This window comes from Klebsiella sp. HMSC16C06, from assembly GCF_001808325.1.
Lineage (GTDB): Bacteria > Pseudomonadota > Gammaproteobacteria > Enterobacterales > Enterobacteriaceae > Klebsiella > Klebsiella variicola.
The window spans coordinates 298,249-320,330 of the sequence record NZ_KV792994.1 but is presented as its reverse complement, the minus strand read 5'-3'; the positions used below and the strand labels follow the sequence as shown (position 1 = coordinate 320,330).

The 22,082-nt window shown below is 61.2% G+C and carries 19 protein-coding genes; 15 read left to right on the top strand and 4 right to left on the bottom strand.

Going from position 1 to position 22,082, the window contains the following annotated elements; all coding sequences use genetic code 11:
* Positions 1 to 26: 26 nt before the first annotated feature.
* Positions 27 to 2,234 carry a ferrichrome porin FhuA gene (gene fhuA, locus HMPREF3142_RS09190; protein ID WP_022065534.1) on the bottom strand — a complete coding sequence of 736 codons (2,208 nt, stop codon included), beginning with the start codon at positions 2,232 to 2,234 and terminating at the stop codon, positions 27 to 29.
* Between the two features lie 234 nt (positions 2,235 to 2,468).
* The gene (mrcB, locus tag HMPREF3142_RS09185) at positions 2,469 to 5,027 is read right to left on the bottom strand and encodes a bifunctional glycosyl transferase/transpeptidase (RefSeq protein ID WP_016160318.1); all 2,559 of its coding nucleotides are present in this window, start codon (positions 5,025 to 5,027) and stop codon (positions 2,469 to 2,471) included.
* A gap of 587 nt (positions 5,028 to 5,614) precedes the next feature.
* On the opposite strand from mrcB, the gene gspS reads away from it, so the two are divergent.
* Positions 5,615 to 5,989 (top strand): type II secretion system pilot lipoprotein GspS, encoded by a 375-nt coding sequence (gene gspS, locus HMPREF3142_RS09180; protein WP_012968915.1) that lies wholly within the window; start codon positions 5,615 to 5,617, stop codon positions 5,987 to 5,989.
* A 39-nt stretch (positions 5,990 to 6,028) separates the two neighbouring features.
* Here the strand turns inward: gspS and gspB are convergent, their stop codons facing one another.
* Positions 6,029 to 6,586 (bottom strand): type II secretion system assembly factor GspB, encoded by a 558-nt coding sequence (gene gspB / locus HMPREF3142_RS09175; protein WP_012968916.1) that lies wholly within the window; start codon positions 6,584 to 6,586, stop codon positions 6,029 to 6,031.
* Positions 6,587 to 6,842: 256 nt separating this feature from the next.
* Positions 6,843 to 10,151 (bottom strand): pullulanase-type alpha-1,6-glucosidase, encoded by a 3,309-nt coding sequence (gene pulA, locus HMPREF3142_RS09170; RefSeq protein ID WP_016160315.1) that lies wholly within the window; start codon positions 10,149 to 10,151, stop codon positions 6,843 to 6,845.
* Positions 10,152 to 10,335: 184 nt separating this feature from the next.
* Here pulA and HMPREF3142_RS29370 point away from each other — a divergent pair, with 184 nt between their 5' ends.
* The 14 genes from HMPREF3142_RS29370 to HMPREF3142_RS09105 are packed head-to-tail and all read left to right on the top strand — an operon-like array spanning position 10,336 to position 22,079.
* The gene (locus HMPREF3142_RS29370) at positions 10,336 to 10,473 is read left to right on the top strand and encodes a hypothetical protein (RefSeq protein ID WP_162542770.1); all 138 of its coding nucleotides are present in this window, start codon (positions 10,336 to 10,338) and stop codon (positions 10,471 to 10,473) included.
* Positions 10,458 to 11,300 carry a type II secretion system protein GspC gene (gene gspC, locus HMPREF3142_RS09165; RefSeq protein WP_070612011.1) on the top strand — a complete coding sequence of 281 codons (843 nt, stop codon included), beginning with the start codon at positions 10,458 to 10,460 and terminating at the stop codon, positions 11,298 to 11,300. Before HMPREF3142_RS29370 ends, gspC begins: the two co-directional genes overlap by 16 nt.
* 9 nt (positions 11,301 to 11,309) lie before the next feature.
* On the top strand, positions 11,310 to 13,283 hold the full coding sequence (gene pulD / locus HMPREF3142_RS09160) for a GspD family T2SS secretin variant PulD (RefSeq protein ID WP_162493344.1): 1,974 nt from the start codon (positions 11,310 to 11,312) through the stop codon (positions 13,281 to 13,283).
* Positions 13,280 to 14,773 (top strand): type II secretion system ATPase GspE, encoded by a 1,494-nt coding sequence (gene gspE, locus HMPREF3142_RS09155; RefSeq protein WP_070612009.1) that lies wholly within the window; start codon positions 13,280 to 13,282, stop codon positions 14,771 to 14,773. The genes pulD and gspE overlap by 4 nt, the downstream gene beginning before the upstream one ends.
* Before the next feature lies 1 nt (position 14,774).
* Entirely contained in the window at positions 14,775 to 15,989 is a 1,215-nt protein-coding gene (gene gspF, locus HMPREF3142_RS09150) for a type II secretion system inner membrane protein GspF (RefSeq protein ID WP_012968919.1), read from the top strand.
* Between the two features lie 20 nt (positions 15,990 to 16,009).
* The gene (gspG, locus tag HMPREF3142_RS09145) at positions 16,010 to 16,432 is read left to right on the top strand and encodes a type II secretion system major pseudopilin GspG (RefSeq protein ID WP_002889054.1); all 423 of its coding nucleotides are present in this window, start codon (positions 16,010 to 16,012) and stop codon (positions 16,430 to 16,432) included.
* Positions 16,432 to 16,947, top strand: coding sequence for a type II secretion system minor pseudopilin GspH (gspH, locus tag HMPREF3142_RS09140; protein ID WP_008807378.1), 516 nt, complete (start codon positions 16,432 to 16,434; stop codon positions 16,945 to 16,947). Before gspG ends, gspH begins: the two co-directional genes overlap by 1 nt.
* Positions 16,944 to 17,309 carry a type II secretion system minor pseudopilin GspI gene (gspI, locus tag HMPREF3142_RS09135; RefSeq protein ID WP_004894160.1) on the top strand — a complete coding sequence of 122 codons (366 nt, stop codon included), beginning with the start codon at positions 16,944 to 16,946 and terminating at the stop codon, positions 17,307 to 17,309. The genes gspH and gspI overlap by 4 nt, the downstream gene beginning before the upstream one ends.
* The gene (gene gspJ / locus HMPREF3142_RS09130; protein WP_032731630.1) at positions 17,306 to 17,902 is read left to right on the top strand and encodes a type II secretion system minor pseudopilin GspJ; all 597 of its coding nucleotides are present in this window, start codon (positions 17,306 to 17,308) and stop codon (positions 17,900 to 17,902) included. Before gspI ends, gspJ begins: the two co-directional genes overlap by 4 nt.
* Positions 17,899 to 18,879, top strand: coding sequence for a type II secretion system minor pseudopilin GspK (gene gspK / locus HMPREF3142_RS09125; protein ID WP_077264701.1), 981 nt, complete (start codon positions 17,899 to 17,901; stop codon positions 18,877 to 18,879). The genes gspJ and gspK overlap by 4 nt, the downstream gene beginning before the upstream one ends.
* Positions 18,872 to 20,068 (top strand): type II secretion system protein GspL, encoded by a 1,197-nt coding sequence (gene gspL, locus HMPREF3142_RS09120; protein WP_039102856.1) that lies wholly within the window; start codon positions 18,872 to 18,874, stop codon positions 20,066 to 20,068. The genes gspK and gspL overlap by 8 nt, the downstream gene beginning before the upstream one ends.
* Positions 20,061 to 20,546, top strand: coding sequence for a type II secretion system protein M (locus tag HMPREF3142_RS09115; protein WP_012968921.1), 486 nt, complete (start codon positions 20,061 to 20,063; stop codon positions 20,544 to 20,546). Before gspL ends, HMPREF3142_RS09115 begins: the two co-directional genes overlap by 8 nt.
* Complete coding sequence (locus HMPREF3142_RS09110) at positions 20,536 to 21,282, top strand: type II secretion system protein N (RefSeq protein WP_070612007.1); 747 nt, start codon at positions 20,536 to 20,538, stop codon at positions 21,280 to 21,282. Before HMPREF3142_RS09115 ends, HMPREF3142_RS09110 begins: the two co-directional genes overlap by 11 nt.
* A complete protein-coding gene (locus HMPREF3142_RS09105; protein ID WP_023322076.1) occupies positions 21,279 to 22,079 on the top strand; it encodes a prepilin peptidase in 801 nt (266 codons plus the stop codon). The genes HMPREF3142_RS09110 and HMPREF3142_RS09105 overlap by 4 nt, the downstream gene beginning before the upstream one ends.
* Positions 22,080 to 22,082 lie beyond the last annotated feature (3 nt).

The window sequence follows — 22,082 nt, the reverse complement described above, 5'->3', positions numbered from 1 at the left end:
GCGCGGCGAACCGCGCCCGTGAGTAGTTAGAAGCGGAAGGTTGCGGTCGCGACAACCTGACGTCCCGCACCCCAGTAGCAGGCGTATTCGCTATAGCAGCTGGAGACATATTCGCGGTCAAACAGGTTGTTGACGTTGACGCCGACCGAAGAGCCCGGCAGGCCAAAGCGCGCCAGATCGTATTTGACCGTCGCATCCATCAGCGCATAACCGGCCACATTGAAGGCATCATTTTTGTTACCGGTGCTGGTGTCAGTTTTGTAATAGCTGACCGTAGAACCGATATAGCGCGCCCCGGCGCCGACCGTCAGACCGCTGAGCGCGGTTTCGTGGAAGGTGTAATCCGCCCACAGCGACGCCATGTTACGCGGCACTTCCGCCGGACGCTTGCCGTTGAACACCGTATCGTGAGTGTATTCCGCATCGGTATAGCTGTAGGCCGCGGTGACGTTGATATTGGCGTTCACCGCCGCTTTCGCCTCCAGCTCAAGGCCGCGGGAGCGGATCTCGCCGGTCTGGATGCTGAACGCCTGGTTAGCCGGATCCGCCGTCAGGTTCTTATCTTTGGTCAGCTGATAGACCGCGGCGGTGACCACCACTGGCATATCTTTCGGCACATATTTCACGCCAGCTTCATACTGCTTGCCACGCGACGGATCGAACGGCTGGCCGTTAAGCCCGGAGCCCGATACCGGCTCGAAGGATTCGCTGTAGCTGAAGTACGGAGAGATGCCGTTATCAAACAGGTAATTGATACCGCCGCGCCAGGTAAACTGCTGGTCGTGATTCTCCGCCAGGCTGTTGCTGGAGCGAGTTAACGTTGAGGTGGTGGCGTAATCGTAACGGCCGCCCAGGGTCATGACCCACTTATCCCACTCCATCTGATCCTGCGCGTACAGGCCCGTCTGCTCCATTCGGTTGAGGACCGCGTACGGGAAAGTGACCTGAATATTCGGGTTGCCGTATTGCGGGTTGCTCATGCTGATAGGATCCGCCGTCCCGTAGTCGGCATCCACATCGTTGCGCATCCGCGAGTAATCCACGCCGGTCAGCAGCGTATGGCTGACCGCGCCGGTGGCGAAAGCAGACTGCAGCTGGGTATCGACGGTAAAGGTGTTCAGGTGCTCATCAGAACGCACATAGGCGCGATTCATGTAGCCCGGGGCGACATAGCCATTCCCGTACACCGAGCGATACAAGGTATCAACCTCGGCATAGCGCAGGTTCTGCCGCACAGTAAAGGTGTCATCAAACTGATGGGAGAAGCTATAACCCACCATCTTCTGGCGGCGCGAGATCTTATTATCCGCCTCGCCTTCGTTGAAATCAGTCGGCAGCTTGTGCGCCTTCCCGTTGGCGTCGTAATACGGCACCACGGTGCCTTCGCGCGGCAGCCAGCCGTAGTAACCCGCATCCGGGTCATTCTGGAAGTTGCTCAGGAAGGTGAAGTCGGTTTTATCGTCCGGGCGCCAGCTAAAGGACGGCGCCACCGCATAGCGGGTAGACTTCGCCATCTGCTGCTGGGTATCCTGGCTGCGGCCCAGGCCGGTCAGGCGATAGGACCAGACGCCGGCATCATCAATGGCGTCGCTGAAGTCAAACCCGGTCTGCCACAGGTTGTCGGTGCCCATCTTGAACTGCACTTCTTTCAGCGGCTCAGTGGTCGGGCGTTTGCTGACCATGCTGACGATACCGCCAGGGTTGCTGTTGCCGTACAGCACCGAGGTTGGCCCGCGCATCACTTCCACGCGCTCGAGGAAATACGGGTCCATGGAGACTTCAGAGTAGTTATTTCCCTGCAGCTTCATGCCGTCCAGATACTGGTTGGTATTGACGGTCGTCGAGGTAGTGAAACCGCGGATGGTGACCACATCATAGGTGGTCGAGCTACCGCGGGTGGAGAAGACGCTCGGCGTATAGGAGAGCGCCTCTTTTACCGTGGTCGGCTGGCGCATCTCCATCTCCTGGCGCGTGACCACCGAGACAGACTGCGGCGTTTTTTCGATCGGGGTATCGGTTTTCGTCGCCGTGGCAGAGCGTTTTGCCGCGATGGTCGGCGCCGGTCCCCAGGCGCTTTCCTGGGCGGCCGGTGCCGCAACGACGGTGATAGTCTCTTCTTGTTTCGGTTGTTCCGCAGCCTGTGCATAGACAGACATGCCGCTAACCGCCGTGGCTACTACGACTGCGATTTTACGCAGCGAGTGATTTGGCTGAGCAGTTTTTGGACGCGCCATGGGTATATCTCTGATGAAAGTGAATGATAACGTAAACGATAATTATTATTATGACGGGCGATATAATAGGCGAAACGCCGAAGGCAAGGCAAGCGATATGCCAGCCTGTCGAGACCGGAGGCCGAATTAATAACCAGATAGTTATTATGGAGTTAAAGAGGCGTTAACTTTTTTACAGGTATAAAAAAACCCCTTAATACTTTCGTATTAAGGGGTCGGGTTGTGCGGCCAAAATCAGTTACTGCCGAACATATCCTTGATCCAGCCCGCGACGCCGTCGCTCTTCTCCTGCTGCTTCGGCTGTTGCTGCTGTTGCTGCTGCTGTTGCTGCTGCGGCTGCTGTTGCCCGGACTGATTAAACGGGTTGTTCGCTTCCTGCTGCTGCAACTGCTGCTGCTGCATCATCTCGCCCTGGCGGCACAGCGCATCCGGCTGCGTCGTCCAGACCGGCAGCGAACGGACGCCACCGCTGCAGACGAGGTTGCCGTTGCTGTCCACGCCCATGTCGACCACGTCTTCCGGCGCCGTCAACGCCAGCGGCGTCGGCGTCTGGTTCGCCAGATAGCGCTGGTAAATCGACATCGCGCCGCTGGCGCCGTACAGTTTGGTCGGCTGGTTGTTGTCGCGGCCCACCCAGGTGATGGTCACCTGGCTACCGTCGATGCCGGCGAACCAGGTATCGACGTTATTGTTGGTGGTCCCGGTTTTTCCCGCCAGATGCAGGCCCGGATACTTCGCGCCCAGCTGACGCCCCGTGCCGCGCTGCACCACCTGCTGCATGGTCCACAGCGTCATGTAGGCCGCCTGGGCAGGCACGGCGCGTTCCGCCTGCGGGTAGCTCTGGTAGAGCACCGTGCCATCTTCCGCAATCACTGACCGCAGGGCGGACAGCGGCGCACGGTTGCCGCCGCTGGCAATCGTCTGGAAGGCCTGCGCCACTTCAATCGGCGTCAGGTTCAGCGCACCCAGCAGCATCGCCGGCACCGCGTTGAGCTGATTCTTCGGCGCCCCCAGTTTAGTCCAGGTATCGACGACCGCCGGCAAGCCCAGCGCCATCCCGAGGTTAACCGTCGGGACGTTCATCGAGCGGGTCAAGGCATCCACCAGCATCACCTGGCCGCTGAAGCGACGATCGTCGTTCTGCGGGGACCACGTCTGGCCGTTGGACAGGCGAATGGTCACCGGCGCATCGGCGATCCAGGTGTTCAGGCGATACTGATTGGGCTGGCTCAGCGCGGTCAGATAGGTCGCCGGCTTGGCCAGAGAACCAATCGACCGGCGGGCCTGCATCGCGCGGTTGTAGCCGGCGAACTGCGGCTCCGCGCCGCCGACCATCGCCCGCACTTCACCGGTAAAGCGGTCCACCACCACCATGGCGGTTTCCAGATCTGCCAGCTTGCGCTGTTTCTTCAGTACCGGGATCCCTTCAGTAGCCGCTTTTTCCGCCGCATCCTGCGCCACCGAGTCGAAGGTGGTGAAGATCTTCACGCCGGAGAGATCTTTCACTTTATCGCCCAGCTTCGCCTGCAGCTCCTGACGAACCATCTGCATAAAGGCCGGCTGAGGTGAAATCACCCCGCCGCGCGGCTGCACGCCCAGCGGACGCGCGCTCAGCATATCGTACAGCTCCTGGTCGATAACCTGCTGCTGCTGCAGCAGACGCAGCACCAGATTGCGTCGCTCAAGGGCCAGTTTCGGGTTGCGCCACGGGTTATACACCGACGCCCCTTTCACCATCCCCACCAGCAGCGCCTGCTGATCGAGGCTCAGCTCTTCCACCGGACGGCCAAAGTAGTACAGGCTGGCCAGCGGGAAGCCGCGAATTTCATTATCGCCGCTCTGGCCGAGGTACACCTCGTTCATATACAGCTCAAGGATGCGATCCTTGCTGTAGCGGGCATCGACGATCAGCGCCATATACGCTTCGTTGGCTTTACGCCAGTAGGAGCGCTCGCTGGAGAGGAACAGGTTTTTCACCAGCTGCTGGGTCAGGGTACTCGCCCCCTGCACCGTACGACCTGCCGTCAGGTTCGCCAGCACCGCGCGGCCGATGGAATACAGGCTGATACCATCGTGCTCGTAGAAGTGGCGGTCTTCGGTCGCCAGCAGCGTATCCACCAGCAGATCCGGGAAGCCACTGCGCTTCACGAACAGGCGCTGCTCACCGTTCGGCGACTGCAGCATGGTAATAAGACGCGGATCGAGACGGAAGAAACCGAACTGGCGGTTATTATCCATATTCTCGATGGTCTCCAGATGGTCGCCATCGAAGGTCAGACGCGCGCGCACCTGCCCTTCTTTACTGTCCGGGAAATCGAACGGACGACGGATCATCTCGATGCTGTTGGCCTGCACGGTGTATTCGCCCGGGCGCGTCATCGCGCTGACCTGACGATACTGGGTGGCGTTCAGCAGACGCACCATCTCGTTTTTGCTGATCTGCATATCCGGCTCAAGATTCACCATCCGGCCATAAACCGCGGCCGGCAGCTCCCAGACTTTACCGTCAATGCGGCTGCGGATTTTCTGATCGAGGTAGACGCCATAGGCGGCAATCAGCACCGCGAAGACAATCCCCAGCTTGACCAGCAGCCACAGCCAGCGGCGCTTACGACGAGGTTTGCCACCGTTGCCTTTTCCTTTTCTCGGCACCGGTTTCTCATCCTCATAATCATCGTCATCATACTCGTCGTCGTAGTCCTCTTCCCGGACCCGGCGACGGGTAACTTTTTGTTTTGTCGGACGTGAGGGTCTCCCCTTACGTCCGATAGGCTCGCGGTCATCTCCCGCCATGCTTTTTCTCCGCAACGTTCAGGCGCAAGGGCCTGATTCTCAATACTTCCCCTGCACAGAGGAAGAAGAAATCTCTCAAATTAACGTCCAGGCTGCTTATCCTTCGGACGACAACCTGCTGGCAGGCAGGACATGCCGCCAGCCTTTCATGAGGTTGGTTTGCTTCGTTTTACATGATATTAACAATAAAAATTCACCATAAAATCATTATGTTAAACGCATCATCAGCAGAAATGGTCAGAACATAGCACGTAATGTTCAGGGCATACAGGATAGCACTAAAATGCGACATTCTTAACCAGCATTTTACCGCCTGCGCACGTAACAAGATGGGAAAGAGTATGTTTTTTAATAACATAAAAAATGACGCTCGCCCTGATGCCAAATGCGGCGGCATCGCCTCACACCGAAAATATATTTCCCGGACGACAACATTTATTATTGAGAGAAGTAAAGGGAATTAATCGAGTTTCTGCCAATAAAAATGAGAGCCTGTTAACATTTATGCAGAATAATATTTTATGATGACACCAGGAAAATCTTTGTTAAACTAGCGGCCAGTGATTCATTATTTTGATTACTTTACTATGCGCATTCCGCTTATATTTTCGCTTTGCGTGGTCGCCGTGCTCTCTGGCTGCCAACAGAAACCCGCCTCAACGCTCAGCCCGGCCATCAGCAGCCAGGCGCAGCTGGAGCAGCTCTCGTCGGTAGCAGCCGGGACGCGCTATCTCAAGAATAAATGTAATCGTAGCGATCTGCCCGCCGATGAAACGATATATCGGGCAGCGGTGAATGTCGGCAAAGCGCGCGGGTGGGGAAATATTGACGTGGCGACGTTAAGCCAAAATAGCGACCGGCTTTATCAACAACTTTTGCAGGACAGCACTCCGGAAGCCACACAGTGTAGTCAATTTAATCGCCAGCTCGCTCCCTTTATTGCCAGCTTGCGCAGCGACTAAACAAAATATTCTCAACGCGCATTTTATTGCGCGTAGCCCTTATTCCCCTTTCGGCTCTTCGTCAATTTTCCCGCCGGGCCAGTCATCCAGCGCCGCCAGGGTAAATGTTGTGCCGTTGAAGCTAAAGATCGTCACATCCTGCTGGATCTGCTCCACCACCAGATTGGGCAGCGGGGAATCACCCTCCGACCACGCTTTGCCGTTTAACACAATGCTGCGCTTTTCCGGTAGCGAGGCGTAGACATGGGCGCTGTAGCGCAGGGGCGGCAGCGTATCGCTGTCCACTACCGGCGCCGCTGGCGCGCTGGGTTTTACCGCCGACGGCGGGTTTTTTGGCGCGGTCTCCCCGGCGGCGGTTAACGGCAAAAGCGCCGCATGAGCCACCGGCAGAGGCAGCGTTTGCGGCGGTGACGGATGGCGCCACTGCTCGCCGCCAAACCAGCCGAGCGCGATAAATAATCCGGCGTACAGCGGGATAATCCAGCCGGGGATCTGCACCATCCGACCGCGGCTCACCGGCGCGTCTGCCTGCGCGGACGGCGGCTGATGCGCCACCAGAGGCGGGATGCCTCTTTCACTATCATCACGAACAATCACAACCGTCTCCTGTTCCCTCACGGTGCAGAGAAGGCGCCCTTACGGGCGCCCCAGACTGCTGACAAAGTGCATTCTTCAGAGATTGCCCGGCGGCGCTACGCTAGTGCGGGCCGACAGATAACTGCATAACTGTTTGATATTGCAGTCTTTCGTAGGCCGGGTAAGGCGAAAGCCGCCACCCGGCAGAAAGGCGAGCACAATAACGAAACAGGTTTGTCATCAGCCAGAGGCGCCCTTACGGGCGCCCCACGTTATGTTATTTACTGCTCACCGGCAGGCCAGCGCCCTGCGATTCCCCCTGTGGCAGCTCGAGGACCGCTACCGACCAGGCCGGCAGCGTGACCGAGCCGTCAGCGGCAACCTGCACGCCGCTCGCCAGCGAACGGTCGCCTGCCGCCTGCTGGATGGCGCTCAGCTGCAGCGATGTGCCGGCGAAGTCCTGCAGCGTCCGGCTTTCCGGTGCGGCGTTGATCGCCACCACGATGCCGTCGACACGGCTGTCCAGACTGGCGCCAGCCTGCATCCCATCATCGATGGTCATCACCAGCAGACCCGTCTGCTGATCGGCGCCGGTGTTGCGGAAGTCCACGCGCTTCATCACCGTCGCGCCGTCACCGAGGGTAAACAGCGGAGAGGATTTACGCAGCGCGGTCAGCTCCTGATAAAACGCGGTCATCTGCTTGAGCTCCGTTTCACCCGGAGTAGCCACCGCGTCTTTCACCCGGGCGATAATGTCATAGTTGCTGCCATCATCGCTGCTGCGCGGCATACCCACGTTGTAGTTGTTGTCCTGCAGGGAGTAATCCACGCGGTTAAACCAGTCACCGGAATCATACGAATCGCGGGTAAAAGATTTAGAGCGCAGCAGCTCTGAGCCCTGCTGGTCAAAGGCGATCCCCTGGCCGAGCATCACCGTCGCCAGCGACACCGCCTGCATCCGGACGCGGGTATCGAGATCCGCCTCCTGAGCAGCTTTATAGCTGATCATGTCCCACAGCGTTTGGTTGTCGTGTTTTGACACATAATTCACGACTTCCGTCGGGTCAGCCGCATAGCCGCCAGGCGCGCCGTTATAGTCAATCTCGCTGCCTTTCTTCACCGCGCCGTCTTTGTCGATCAGCACGAAGTCCGCGAGGTTACCGGCCATGCCCAGACGGGTCAGATCGGCGAGGTGGCGCGCCTGATCGTCGGTCATGCTGGTCAGCTCATTTGGCTGAACGCCGGCGCCGCTGCCCACCCCCTGATTCTGGCGCAATGCATCGCCGGAATCGAACGGCCCGCCACCGCGCACGGCGTCGCGCAGACGATCGGAGAACGTGCCGATCCCGGTGCCTTTCAGATTGATTTGCGAGGCAATTTCAAAGCGATCGCTCTGGTTGGAATCCCAACCTTCACCAAAGAAATAAATGTCCGGGTTCAGCGCTTTAATGCGCTCCCAGGCCGAGAGGATCTGCGCTTTCGGATGATAGCCCATCAGGTCGAAGCGGAAGCCATCGATCTTATAATCGGTGGTCCATACCGCCAGTGAATCGGCGATAAGCTTGGCGAACATCCGGTGCTCTGGCGCCGAGTCGGAGCAACAGGTGGCCGATTCCACGCTGCCGGTGGTTTCATTCAGGCGCTGATAGTACCAGGGGACGATCTTATCCAGCACCGAGGTGCGGTCGGTCGGGCCGGCGGCGTTGGTGTGGTTGTACACCACGTCCATAATGACGTTCATTCCCAGATCCTGCTTGATCGCCTGAATCATGGTGCGGAACTCTTTAATGCGCGCCGTGCCTTCCGGATCGGTGGCGTAGGATCCTTCCGGCACCGTGTAGTGGAACGGATCGTAGCCCCAGTTATAGGAGTCGGTCTGCGCCACCAGCGTATTCAACGCCTGCACCTGCGGGTTATCCTTGCTGTCGTTCTGCTTCAGCTGGGTCAGCACCTCTTCGACCGTCGAACCGCTGTCGCAATAGCCCGCGAACTCGCTGCTCTTCACCGCGCTGTTGATCTCGCACAGGCGACTGAACGGCTGCTGAATATCGGCGACTTTGTCGCTGAACTCATTGACCGTCGCCAGATCGAAGACCGGCAGCAGCTCAATATGGGTCACTCCCGAGGCCGACAGCTGTTTCAGATGCTGGACCATATTGCTCTCCTGGGCGGTGAGCGCCAGATACTTACCGCGCAGTTCGGCGGGAACGGTTTGATCCCAGGCAGAGAGATCGCGAATATGCGACTCGTGGATCGTCATTTTCGCCAGGTCGGCTTTGGTTTTCTGCGCGTGCGGCATCGTCAGCCCGTCCCAGCCTTCCGGCTTCAGCGCGCTGTCGTTAAGATCGACCACCTGGCTGTACTCCGAGTTGGTCGACAAACTATGGGCGTAGGGATCGGTCACTTCGTACTGCTCGACTTTACGCGACTGCGGGTGGTAGACGGTCATCGCGTAGCGGTAGAACGCGCCCTTCAGGTCGCTCCCGCCCTGCCAGGACCAGGCGCCGGAGGCGCTGTCGCGGGTCATCGGATGGCTGGCCACCACCTTCTTGTCGGCGCTGTAGACCACCAGCTCAACCTGCTGCGCCGTGGGCGCCCAGACGCGGAAGGTCACGCCGCTATCAGTTAGCTGGGCGCCATAGCTCAGCGCCTCGGCGGCAGCGGCATAGGTATCGTCCAGCACGCCGGCGGTCTGCACCTGGGTGGCGGAGCTAAGGATCCCGTCGCTTTCGGCGGATATCGCCACCGTCTCGCCCTGCAGCAATTCATCGACGTTGACATCATCCGGCAGCTTAAAGGCAGGATAGCTGGCGAGATGCGGGAAGCGCATGCTCACCTGCTGGCTGACAGTAGTGGGGGTCAGCTTGACATATTTATCGGTAAATTCGCCGTTACTGTCGGCGGCCACCTTACTGCTGTGGCTGTAATAGAGGCGCACAATGGGTTTATTTTCGCCGCCCGGCCACAGCAGGGTGGTTTTATCGACCCAGTGCGCATCGGCCAGCGCCACGCCAAAGGCGGCGCGGAAGGCGTCGGCGCGGGAGTCATAGACCGCGCTGTTGCCAGCGATGACCGATACCGTGCGATCGGTGAAATCGCCAAAAGAGACGCGCAGGTCGCTGTCGATAAGCTTATTGGTGCCATCGCGGACGATAACGTTGATACATCCGCTCTCTTTAGTCAGCGGGATCACCCAGTAAGGGCCATATTTGTCGCTGCCGGTCGGCGTAGTGCTGACATCATTCCAGTCCGCCACCGGCGCGCTCAGCGCATCACAGGTTTCGTTATTCCATAGATAGAGGTTTTTAGTCGCATAGTCGGCCGGCGTGCTGCTGGTGATGCCGGCGATATCGACAAGGTGAATGACAGCCTGGTTGGCGGAAGCCTGCGCCGCTTCGCCAGGGACGGCAACGTCCGGTAAGCGGACGACCACATCCTGCGGGTCGGGCGTACCGGGCGTGCCTGGGTTGCCAGGATTGCCTGGTGAACCCGGTGAGCCAGAGGGTGAAGAGGAAGAGCTGTTATCACAGCCACTCAATAATACTAACGATCCAAGAAATAGGGCATGACAGGTATATCTGAGCATTCGATAGTCCCTAATATGCTTATTAAATTATAAAAGGTAAGAAAGGATGAATATCTTTACAGCGCGCTAATTAGATATTTTTGCTTTCCGGGGCGCAATCATCCCCCACAAATGAGAGGGGGGCGTAGGAAGCCGGGGGAGTAAATCAATAAAGGGAATGACGACCCGAAACCGCAAACTGATTATGATTCGCCAAGCTTATCGCCACTCTCCGGCAATAAATAATTCAAAAGCCAATAATCACCTACCTGTTTCGGTAGGGTATTACGCCAACGTGCAGAAAAATAAATTAGTAAAGGAATTAAAATGCCAGTTTCTGTGATGGGGTTAACAAATATAAATAAAGGGATAATTAAATTATTACCACAAATTGTGACGCTCATCATATTAATAACCGCTATCCCCCAGCTGGCGAAATTAACCTGGCGCGTGGTATTCCCTGTGAGTCCTGATGATATTTCCGCCCTGCCATTAACCGCTTCTCCAATGGCGGAGTCGGAATTAAAAACCGAACGGCCTGTATTTACCCTGTTTGGTCTGGCGGCAAAAAACAACCCCGCGCCAACGGATGCAACCCACCTCAATCAGGTGCCGGTTTCCAGCCTGAAACTACGCCTTACGGGTCTGCTCGCCAGCAGTAACCCGGCACGATCCATCGCCATTATAGAAAAAGGAAATCAGCAGGTTAGCCTTAGCGCCGGCGATACTATCCCGGGGTATGATGCGCGGATCGTCGCCATTCTTCCCGACCGGATCATCGTTAACTATCAGGGACGCAAAGAGGCTATTTTGTTATTTAACGATACCCGCGCGCCGTCGTCATCGCCCGCTACAGCGGCCACTCCGCCTCTTGTGAAGCAACTCCGCGAACAGCCGCAAAATATCCTCACTTATTTATCTATTTCGCCGGTGCTCAGTGGCGACAAACTGCAGGGCTATCGCCTTAATCCAGGCAAAGACGCCTCGCTATTTCGTCAGTCCGGCCTGCAGGAAAATGATTTAGCCATTGCCCTAAATGGCATTGATTTACGCGATCAGGCGCAAGCACAGCAGGCGCTGCAACATCTGAATGAACAGACCGAAATAACGCTGACCGTTGAGCGAGAAGGTCAACGACACGATATCGCTTTCGCGCTGGGGGATGAATAATTGCCAACCATAAAACGACTGCGGAAAATGCTGACTGTGCTGCTGATATTAACGCCGCTGCTATTTCGTCCGGCCATCGCAGAAGAATTTTCCGCCAGCTTTAAAGGCACCGATATCCAGGAATTTATCAATACCGTCAGCAAAAACCTGAATAAAACGGTGATTATCGATCCCAGCGTGCGCGGCACCATTACCGTACGCAGTTACGATATGCTCAATGAAGAGCAATATTATCAATTCTTCCTTAGCGTGCTGGATGTGTATGGCTTCGCCGTGATCAATATGAATAACGGCGTACTGAAGGTGGTGCGTGCTAAAGATGCGAAAACCTCGGCCGTCCCGGTCGCCAGCGAGGCAGCACCGGGCGAAGGCGATGAAGTGGTCACCCGGGTGGTGCCCCTGACCAACGTCGCCGCCCGCGATCTCGCCCCGCTGCTTCGCCAGCTGAACGATAACGCCGGCGCCGGCAGCGTGGTCCATTATGAGCCCTCCAACGTATTGCTGATGACCGGCCGCGCAGCGGTCATCAAACGCCTGCTGACCATTGTCGAGCGCGTCGACAACGCCGGGGATCGCAGCGTGGTGACCGTTCCCCTCTCCTGGGCCTCCGCCGCGGAGGTGGTCAAACTGGTTACCGAGCTCAATAAAGACAGCAGCAAGTCGGCACTGCCGGGCTCGATGGTGGCGAACGTGGTGGCCGATGAGCGCACCAACGCGGTACTGGTCAGCGGCGAGCCGAACTCGCGCCAGCGCATTATCGCCATGATCAAACAGCTCGACCGCCAGCAGGCGGTGCAGGGCAACACCAAAGTGATCTACCTGAAGTACGCCAAAGCCGCCGATCTGGTGGAGGTCCTCACCGGGATCAGCAGCTCACTGCAGAACGATAAGCAAAGCGCCAAACCGGTGGCCGCGATCGACAAAAATATCATTATCAAAGCCCACGGCCAGACCAACGCCCTGATCGTCACCGCGGCGCCGGACGTGATGAACGATCTTGAGCGAGTGATCGCCCAGCTCGATATCCGCCGCCCGCAGGTGCTGGTGGAGGCGATTATCGCCGAAGTGCAGGATGCCGACGGCCTCAACCTCGGTATCCAGTGGGCCAATAAAAATGCCGGCATGACCCAGTTCACCAACAGCGGGCTGCCGATCTCCACGGTTATCGCTGGCGCCAACCAATACAACAAAGACGGTACCGTCAGCAGCTCGCTGGCCAGCGCTCTGGGCTCGTTTAACGGTATCGCCGCCGGCTTCTATCAGGGGAACTGGGCGATGCTGCTCACCGCCCTCTCCAGCAGTACCAAGAACGATATTCTGGCCACCCCCAGCATCGTCACCCTCGACAACATGCAAGCCACCTTTAACGTCGGCCAGGAAGTTCCGGTATTAACCGGCTCGCAAACCACCTCCGGCGACAACATCTTTAATACCGTCGAGCGCAAAACCGTCGGCATTAAGCTGAAGGTGAAACCGCAGATTAACGAAGGCGATGCCGTGCTGCTGGAGATTGAGCAGGAGGTATCGAGCGTCGCCGACTCGGCCTCCAGCACCAGTAGCGATCTCGGCGCGACCTTCAATACCCGGACGGTGAATAACGCCGTGCTGGTCGGCAGCGGTGAAACGGTGGTGGTTGGCGGGCTGCTGGATAAAAGCGTCACCGATACCGCCGACAAAGTGCCGCTGCTCGGCGACATCCCGGTGATCGGCGCCCTGTTCCGCTCCGAGAGCAAGAAAGTGTCGAAACGCAACCTGATGCTGTTTATCCGTCCGACCATCATTCGCGATCGTGATGAGTACCGTCAGGCCTCTTCCGGCCAGTACACCGCATTCGACAATGCGCAAACCAAACAGCGGGGCAAAGACAGCAGCGAAGCGACGCTCAGCAACGACCTGCTGCACATCTATCCAAAGCAGGAGACCCAGGCCTTCCGCCAGGTCAGCGCCGCCATTGACGCCTTTAACCTCGGAGGCCGCCCATGACGCCAGTCGCCGAACGCCGTCCGCTGTTGCCCTTTGCCTGGGCCCGCGCGCATCATCTTGTGCTGCTCAGCGACGGCGAACGCTGCGAAGCGCTGTGCCGCCCCGATACCGCCGCCCGGGCGCTGCTGGAAGCGCGTCGCCTGGCGGACGGCCCGATGAGCGTCAGCCGTCTGGCGCCGGACGCGTTCGAGAAAGTGCTGGTGCTCAGCTATCAGCGCGACTCGGCGGAAGCGCACCGCATGATGGCCGATATCGGCAATGAGCTCGACCTCTATACCCTCGCCGAAGAGCTACCGGACAGCGACGATCTGCTCGACAGCGAGGACGACGCGCCGATCATCCGCCTGATCAACGCCATGCTCACCGAGGCCATCAAAGAGAAAGCCTCGGATATTCATATCGAAACCTATGAGCGCCATCTGCAGATCCGCTTTCGCGTCGACGGCGTGCTGCGCGAAATTCTGCGCCCGCAGCGGCGGCTGGCCGCGCTGTTAATTTCGCGTATCAAGGTGATGGCCAGCCTGGATATTGCTGAAAAACGGATCCCTCAGGATGGGCGGATGGCGCTGCGCATCGGCGGGCGGGCGATCGACGTGCGCGTCTCCACCCTGCCCTCCAGCCACGGCGAACGCGTCGTCCTGCGCCTGCTGGACAAAAACAGCGTCAACCTGGATCTGCTGACGCTGGGCATGCCCCCCGCTCTGCTCGATCGGGTCGACGCGCTGATCGCCCGGCCACACGGCATTATTCTGGTCACCGGGCCGACCGGGTCGGGGAAAAGCACTACCCTGTATGCCGCCCTCAGCCGCCTCGACGCCCACGAACGCAATATCATGACCATTGAAGATCCGGTGGAGTATGAGCTGGAGGGCATCGGCCAGACTCAGGTCAACGCCAAAGTCGATATGACTTTCGCCCGCGGCCTGCGCGCCATACTGCGCCAGGATCCGGATGTGGTACTGGTGGGGGAAATCCGCGATGGCGAAACCGCCCAGATCGCCGTCCAGGCCTCGCTGACCGGACACCTGGTGCTGTCGACCCTGCACACCAACAGCGCGCTGGGCGCCATTTCCCGTCTGCAGGATATGGGCGTGGAGCCTTTTTTACTCTCCACGTCGCTGCTGGCGGTGATGTCGCAGCGGCTGGTGCGCCAACTTTGCCCGCACTGCCGTCAGCCCACGCAGGCGGATGCCGACACCGCCCGGCAGATGGCGGTCCCGGTCGGCGCGCGGCTGTGGCAGCCCAAAGGCTGTCCGGAGTGTAATTTCATCGGCTATCGCGGACGCACCGGTATTCATGAACTGCTGCTGGTTGACGACCGCATCCGCGCCGCCATCCACCGCGGCGAGAATGAGATCACCCTGATCCAGCAGCTGGGGCCAGCCTGGCAAACCCTGCGCCATGCCGGACGCGACAAAGCGCTGGCGGGGATCACCAGCTGGGAAGAGGTGATGCGAGTCACCGAACAGCAAACGACGGAAAGCGTCTGAGATGGCCCTGTTTCGCTATCAGGCACTGGACCCGCAGGGCAAAACCCGCCGCGGCGTTCAGCAGGCCGACTCCGCCCGCCACGCCCGCCAGCTGCTGCGGGACAACGGCTGGCTGGCGCTGGAAGTGACCGCCGCCGACCCGGCGCGCCGGCTGTGGCGCGGCGGATCCCTCACCCGGCGCACCAGCGCCGGTGATTTAGCCCTGCTCACCCGCCAGCTGGCCACCCTGGTTGCCGCCGGGATCCCGCTGGAAAAAGCGCTCGATGCCGTCGCCCAGCAGTGCGAAAAGGCGCCGCTAAGAACGTTAATGGCCGGGGTGCGCAGCAAAGTACTCGAAGGCCATTCGCTGGCGGAGGCGATGCGCGGCTATCCCGCCTGCTTCGACGGGCTGTTCTGCGCCATGGTGGCGGCCGGCGAAACCTCCGGCCATCTCGACGGCGTGCTGAACCGGCTGGCGGACTATACCGAGCAGCGCCAGCAGCTTCGCGCCCGCCTGCTGCAGGCGATGATCTATCCCATCGTGCTGACGCTGGTCGCCATCAGCGTGATCGCCATTCTGCTCTCCACTGTGGTCCCAAAAGTCGTTGAGCAGTTTGTTCATCTGAAACAGGCCCTGCCGTTCTCCACCCGGCTGCTGATGAGCCTGAGCGATATCGTGCGCAGCGCGGGGCCCTGGCTGGTGCTGCTGTCGCTACTGGCGCTGCTGACGCTGCGTTATCTGTTGCGCCAGCCCGCCCGGCGGCTCGCCTGGGACCGGATGCTGCTGCGCCTGCCGGTCATCGGCCGCGTGGCCCGCAGCGTGAACAGCGCACGCTACGCCCGCACCTTAAGCATTCTCAATGCCAGCGCGGTGCCGCTGCTGCTGTCGATGCGCATCAGCGCCGGCGTCCTCAGCAACGCCTGGGCGCGCAGCCAGCTGGCGGCGGCCAGCGAATCGGTACGCGAAGGCGTCAGTCTGCATCGGGCGCTGGAATCCACCGCCCTGTTCCCGCCGATGATGCGCTACATGATCGCCAGCGGCGAGCAGAGCGGCGAGTTGACCGCGATGCTGGAGCGCGCGGCGGAGAACCAGGACCGGGAGCTGAGCGCGCAGATCCAGATGGCCCTCAGTCTGTTTGAACCCCTGCTGGTGGTCACCATGGCCGGCATGGTGCTGTTTATCGTGCTGGCCATCCTGCAGCCGATCCTGCAACTGAACACCCTTATGAGTATGTAACTGTATTAATGGAGAAAACTATGCAACGGCAACGCGGTTTCACGTTACTGGAAATTATGGTGGTGATCGTCATTCTCGGCATTCTCGCCAGCCTGGTGGTGCCCAACCTGATGGGCAACAAGGAGAAAGCGGACCGCCAGAAAGTCGTCAGCGATCTGGTGGCGCTCGAGGGGGCGCTGGATATGTATAAACTGGACAACAGCCGCTACCCCAACACCGAGCAGGGACTGCAGGCGCTGGTGACCGCCCCGGCCGCCGAGCCGCACGCCCGCAACTACCCGGAAGGCGGCTATATCCGCCGCCTGCCGCAGGACCCGTGGGGAAATGAGTATCAGCTGTTAAGCCCGGGTCAGCATGGCGCCATCGACGTCTTCAGCGTCGGCCCGGACGGGATGCCCGACACCAATGACGACATCGGCAACTGGACCCTCGGGAAGAAATAGTGTCTCAGCGCGGTTTCACGCTCCTTGAGATGATGCTGGTCCTGCTGCTGATTGGCGTCAGCGCCAGCATGGTGCTGCTGGCGTTTCCCTCCGCCCGCACCCAGGAGGCTACGCAGATCCTGGCGCGCTTTCAGGCGCAGCTGGATTTTGTCCGCGAGCGCGGGCAGCAAACCGGTCAGCTCTTCGGGATCGTCATCCACCCTGACCGCTGGCAGTTTATGCGCCTGCAGCCTGCCGACGAAGACGCTCCGGCGGCGGCTGATGACCGCTGGGGCAACGCGCAGTGGCTGCCGCTGCAGGCCGGACGCGTCACCACGGCGGAAACCCTCCCCCGGACCAGGCTGACGCTGCGCTTTCCCGACGGCCAGGCGTGGACGCCAGGCGAGCAGCCCGACGTGCTGATCTTCCCAGGCGGCGAAGTCACACCGTTTCAGCTGCGGATTGACGCCGCGACGGGCATCACCATCGACGCCCAGGGTGACAGCCAGCCGCTGGCGGCGCGGGAGCAGCCATGAAACGCCAGGCCGGGATGACGCTTATCGAAGTGATGGTCGCGCTGGTGATTTTCGCCCTCGCCGGTCTGGCGGTGATGCAGTCCACCCTGCAGCAGACGCGCCAGCTTGGGCGTATGGAAGAGAAAATCCTCGCCAGCTGGCTGGCGGATAATCAGCTGGTGCAGCTGCGGCTGGAGAAACGCTGGCCCGCCCTCAGCTGGTCCGAAACCACCGTGGAAGCCGCCGGAACGCGCTGGTTTGTCCGCTGGCAAGGGGTGGAAACCGCGCTTCCGCAGCTGCGGGCGCTGGACGTGGAGGTCCGGCGGCAAAAAAGCGATCCCGCGCCGCTGGCGACCCTGCGCACCTGGGTGACGCCGCCATGATAACGAAAATGCGCGGTTTCACCCTGATTGAAACGTTGCTGGCGCTGGCTATCCTCGCCGTCCTTAGCGCCGCCGCCGTGATGGTGCTGCAGAACGTCATCCGCGCCGATGGCCTGACCCGCGAGAAGAGCCAGCAGATCGCCGCCCTCCAGCGCGCCTTTCGCCAGATCGCCGACGATGTCACGCACATCATTCCCCGTCGCGCCAGAAACAGCGACACGCTTTTCTTCGCCGGACGTTTCCAGTTGCAGAGCGACGACTGGGGGCTGGCCTTCAGCCGCAGCGGCTGGCCGAACCCGCTGGGGATCCTCCCGCGTTCGGAGATCCAGAACGTCAGCTACCGTCTGCGCCAGCAACAGCTTGAGCGACTGAGCTTCGATCTGCAGGATCCGCTGACCGGCAGCCAGCCGACGGTTCGGGTGGTATTGCGCGAGGTGACGGCGTTTCGCCTGCGGTTCTACGCCGACGGACGCTGGCAGGAGACCTGGGATCGCTCGCAGACGCTGCCGCAGGGGCTGGAGATCACCCTGACGCTGGCGAACAGCGGGGAGATCACCCGCCTGTTTTTACTCACCCCGGGAGGCAGCCAGTGAAAAATCGGCAACGCGGCGTCGCGCTCCTGATGGTGCTGTTCATCCTCGCCCTGATGATGATCCTCGCCAGCGCCATGACCGAACGCACCGCGGTCATGTATCAGCATACCGCCGTGACCCTCGATAATCTGCAGGCCAGATGGTACGCCCTGGCGGCGGAAAACATGGCCGCCGCGCTCCTGCAACGCGACGCGCTGGACTCACCCAGTCAAACGAACCTGGCGCAAAGCTGGGCGCAGGAGGGGCGCCGCTTTACCCTCGACGATGGCGAAATCCTCGCCACGATCCGCGACGGGCACGCCTGCTTTAACCTCAATGCCATCAACCATCGCGCGGATGAAACCAGCGGCGGAACGCCCTACCCGACCGACGTCTTCGTCCGGCTGTTGGCGCTGCTCGGCGAATCGCCGCTGCGCGCCAGCCAGATCGCCGCCGCCCTTGGCGACTGGACGGACAGCGACGGCCAGCCGCGGCTGAACGGAGCAGAGGATGAGGTCTATATGGCGCAAACCCTGGGCTATCTCGCCGCCAACCAGCCGATGCAGGATGTCAGCGAGCTGCGCCTGCTGGCGGGTATGGACGCCGCCCTCTATCAGCGCCTGCTCCCCTTCGTCTGCGCCCAGCCGGATGACGCGCTGCAGGTCAATGTCAACACCCTGCGGCCCTCCCAGGCCCCCCTGCTGGTGGCCCTATTTCCCGGCGAGCTGACGCTGCAGGAGGCGCAACAACTGCTGCACAACCGCCCGCGAACCGGGTGGAGCAGCGTCGCTGCGTTTCTCGCGCAGCCGACGCTGCAGAAAACCGATACCACGCTTGCCCGCCCCTGGCTGACGGTGCACAGCACGCGCTTTATCGCCGCCTTTACCGTGGCGACCGGCAATCTTCGCTTTCAGCTGCACAGCGTCCTGCAACAGGAGGGGCGCACGTTTACCGTCGTCCAGCGGCGATATGGACTTTCTATGGTGGTCGATGAATAAGTTTAACGCTTCTCCCCAGGCCATGCTGATCGTGCGCTTCGCCCCCGGGCTGGCGCCGCTGCACTGGCAACTCTTCGCCCCCGGCGAGCCGCACCACGAGGCCAGCGGCCGGTGGCCGGCTGACGACGCCAGCCCTTTCCCGGCGCTGGCGGCGCACTACCCCGCCTGGGTGCTGATCCCGGCCAGCGACTGCGCGTTTCACTCGCTCACCCTGCCGGCGGGCTTGCGTAAACCGCCGCTGCAGGTCGCCCCATTCCTGCTGGAAGAGCAGCTGGCCGACGATGTCGAAGCCACCCATTTTGCCCTGCTCCACCGCCAGCAGGCGCAGTGCGAGATCGTCGCCGTACAGCGGCAGAAAATGCGCGACTGGCTGGCCCGCTGCGAGTCGCTCTCCCTTCGGCCCCTGGCGTTGACGCCCGACGTGCTGGCCCTGCCCTGGCATCCGCCAGCGTGGAGCGCGGTGCAGGTGGACGAGCAGTGGCTGATCCGCCACCAGCCGTGGGGCGGCATGGCGGCGGAAAACGTCTGGCTGACGGAGCTGCTGCAGAGCGAGGCGGAAGAACCAGTCATCGACAGCTATTCACCGCCGCCCGCGGCGCCGGGCGTCTGGCGGGCGCAACCTGCGCAGACATTGCTGACCCTTGCCGCACGCTATCCGGCAACGCAGCAGCTCAGTCTGCTGCAGGGGGAGTTTGCCGTCCGTCGGCGGCGGCCTGCACAGGCGACCTGGCGTTCGGCGCAATATGCCGCACTGGCTCTGGCGTTACTGGTGGGGACAAACAGCGTGCTGGACCATCTCGATCTGGCGCGTCAGGCCGAGGCGGCGCAGCAGGCCAGCCGGGCTTTCTATCACCGCTGGTTTCCGACGGAGAAAAAGGTGATTAATCCGCGACTGCAGATGCAGCAACACCTGCAAACCCTCGCCCGTCAGGCGCAGCATGCCCCCCTCGTCGATCGCCTCAGCGCGCTGCAAAACATCCTCAGCGACACGCCGGGGATCCGCCTGCGGACGCTGAGCTGGGATGCCGCGGGCAACCGTCTGCAGCTGGATATCGCCGCGGTCTCTTCCCGGGCGCTGGAGCAGTTCACCCAGCGGGCGCAGCCGCGGTTTCGCGTCCGGCCAGGCGACATGACCACGAAACCGGATGGCATTGAGGGACAACTGACGCTGGAGGAAAACAATGGCTAATCTGCTTATCTGGTGGCGGCAGCGCACGCCGTCCGAGCAACGCCTGCTGCTCGGACTCGCGGGGCTGCTGGTGGTATGCGCCCTCTGGTACGGATTGTGGCAGCCCTGGCGAGCCCGTGAGGCGCAGTGGCGACAAACCCTGATGAAAGAGCAGGCCAGCCTGCGCTGGATGACGCAGCAGAGCCCGCGCCTGCAGCAGCTCAGCCAGCAGCCCACGCCGACGGCAAAAGAGGCGCTCACCGCCCTGGTGATGCGCGAGGCGGCGAGCCACGGGCTGGCCGTCGCCCGCCTGCAGCCGCAGGGAAAACGTCTGCAGGTCACCCTCCAGCCCTGCACCTTCCAGGCACTGATGGCGTGGCTCGACGCCCCGGCGATGCGTGGCGTCAACGCGGTCTCCCTGTCCGTGACCGGGCAGCCGTCGCGGCCCGGCTGGGTTATGGTCAACCATCTGCTGCTGGAGCGCGACGATGAAAGCTAAAGGGATCGCGGTGGCGCTGCTGCTGGCGCTCTATCTGCTGTGGCTCACCGCTACCGCCCCGGCGCGCCTGCTGGTCCCGATGCTGCCGCCCGGCGTACAGGTGGGCAGCCTCAGCGGCAGCGTCTGGCGCGGCGCGGCGCAACCGGTCTACTGGCATGGCGAACGGCTTGAACGACTGGCGTGGTCGCTGACCCTGGCTGGCTGGCAGGTCTCTCTCAGCGATCCCCGCGGTGTGGAGGGTCAGGCCCGGCTGTGGGGCCTGCGCGATCTGCGCCTGCAGGAGGGGCGGCTCACCGCCCCCGCCAGCCTGCTCAGCCGCTGGCTGATGTCGACCATGCCCGTCAGCGCCGAGGGAGAGGTCACTTTCAGCCTGGCCGAAGCGCACTTCAGCGAGGGGCGCTGCCGACAAATCACCGCCGGAGGCGCGCAGTGGCGTCAGGCCCGACTGCACTCCCCGGTCGGCAGCCTGGAGCTGGCCCAGGTTAATGGCACCTTCCGCTGTACGGCGGACGGAGCCGTGGCGCTGACCCTCCGCCAGGATTCTCATCAGCTGAGCCTCAGCGGCCAGGGGACCCTGTCGCCCGATGGCCGCTATCTGTTTCGCGGTACGCTACAGCCCCGGCAGGGAATGCCGCCGCTGTTGGCGCTGCTGGTGACGCGCCCCGCCTCTAAAAACGAGCCGGGTCGCACACCGTGGCAGATTCAGGGAAAATGGTTACCCCAGGAGCAAAAATGACGATATTAACGGCATTATCGCTGCACTTTCCCCTTGTCTGGTATGGCTTCCTGCTGCTGTTCGGCCTGGCGCTGGGCAGCTTTTACAACGTGGTGATCTATCGTCTGCCGCGCATGTTGACCCAGACCGCGGACGACGAGCGGATAACCCTCAGCACCCCGGGCTCCTCCTGCCCGCAGTGCCGCCAGCCGATCGCCTGGCGGGACAATATCCCGCTGCTCAGTTTCCTCTGGCTGGGCCGTCGCGCCCGCTGCTGTCAGGCGCCCATCGCGTGGAGCTATCCGCTGACCGAGCTGGCCACCGGCCTGCTGTTTATCCTCGCCGGGGCGCTGCTCGCGCCGGGCCTGCCGCTGGCGGGCGGCCTGCTGCTGCTCTCGTTCCTGCTGATGCTGGCGCGGATTGACGCCCGGACCCAGCTGTTGCCCGACCGTCTGACGCTGCCCCTGCTGTGGGCCGGGCTGCTGTTCAATCTTAACGAGGTGTACATTGCCCTGCCGGACGCGGTCGCCGGGGCGATGGCCGGTTATCTGGCGCTGTGGTCGGTCTACTGGCTGTTCCGCCTGCTGACCGGGAAAGAGGCGCTGGGCTATGGCGATTTTAAGCTGCTGGCGGCGCTGGGCGCCTGGTGCGGCTGGCAGGTTCTGCCGCAGGTGCTGTTGCTCGCCTCGGCCTGCGGGCTGGTGTGGACCCTGCTGCAGCGCCTGTGGACCCGGCAGTCGCTGCAGCAGCCGCTGGCCTTCGGCCCCTGGCTGGCGCTGGCCGGAGGGGGCATTTTTCTCTGGCAGCAGATGGTCTAGCGG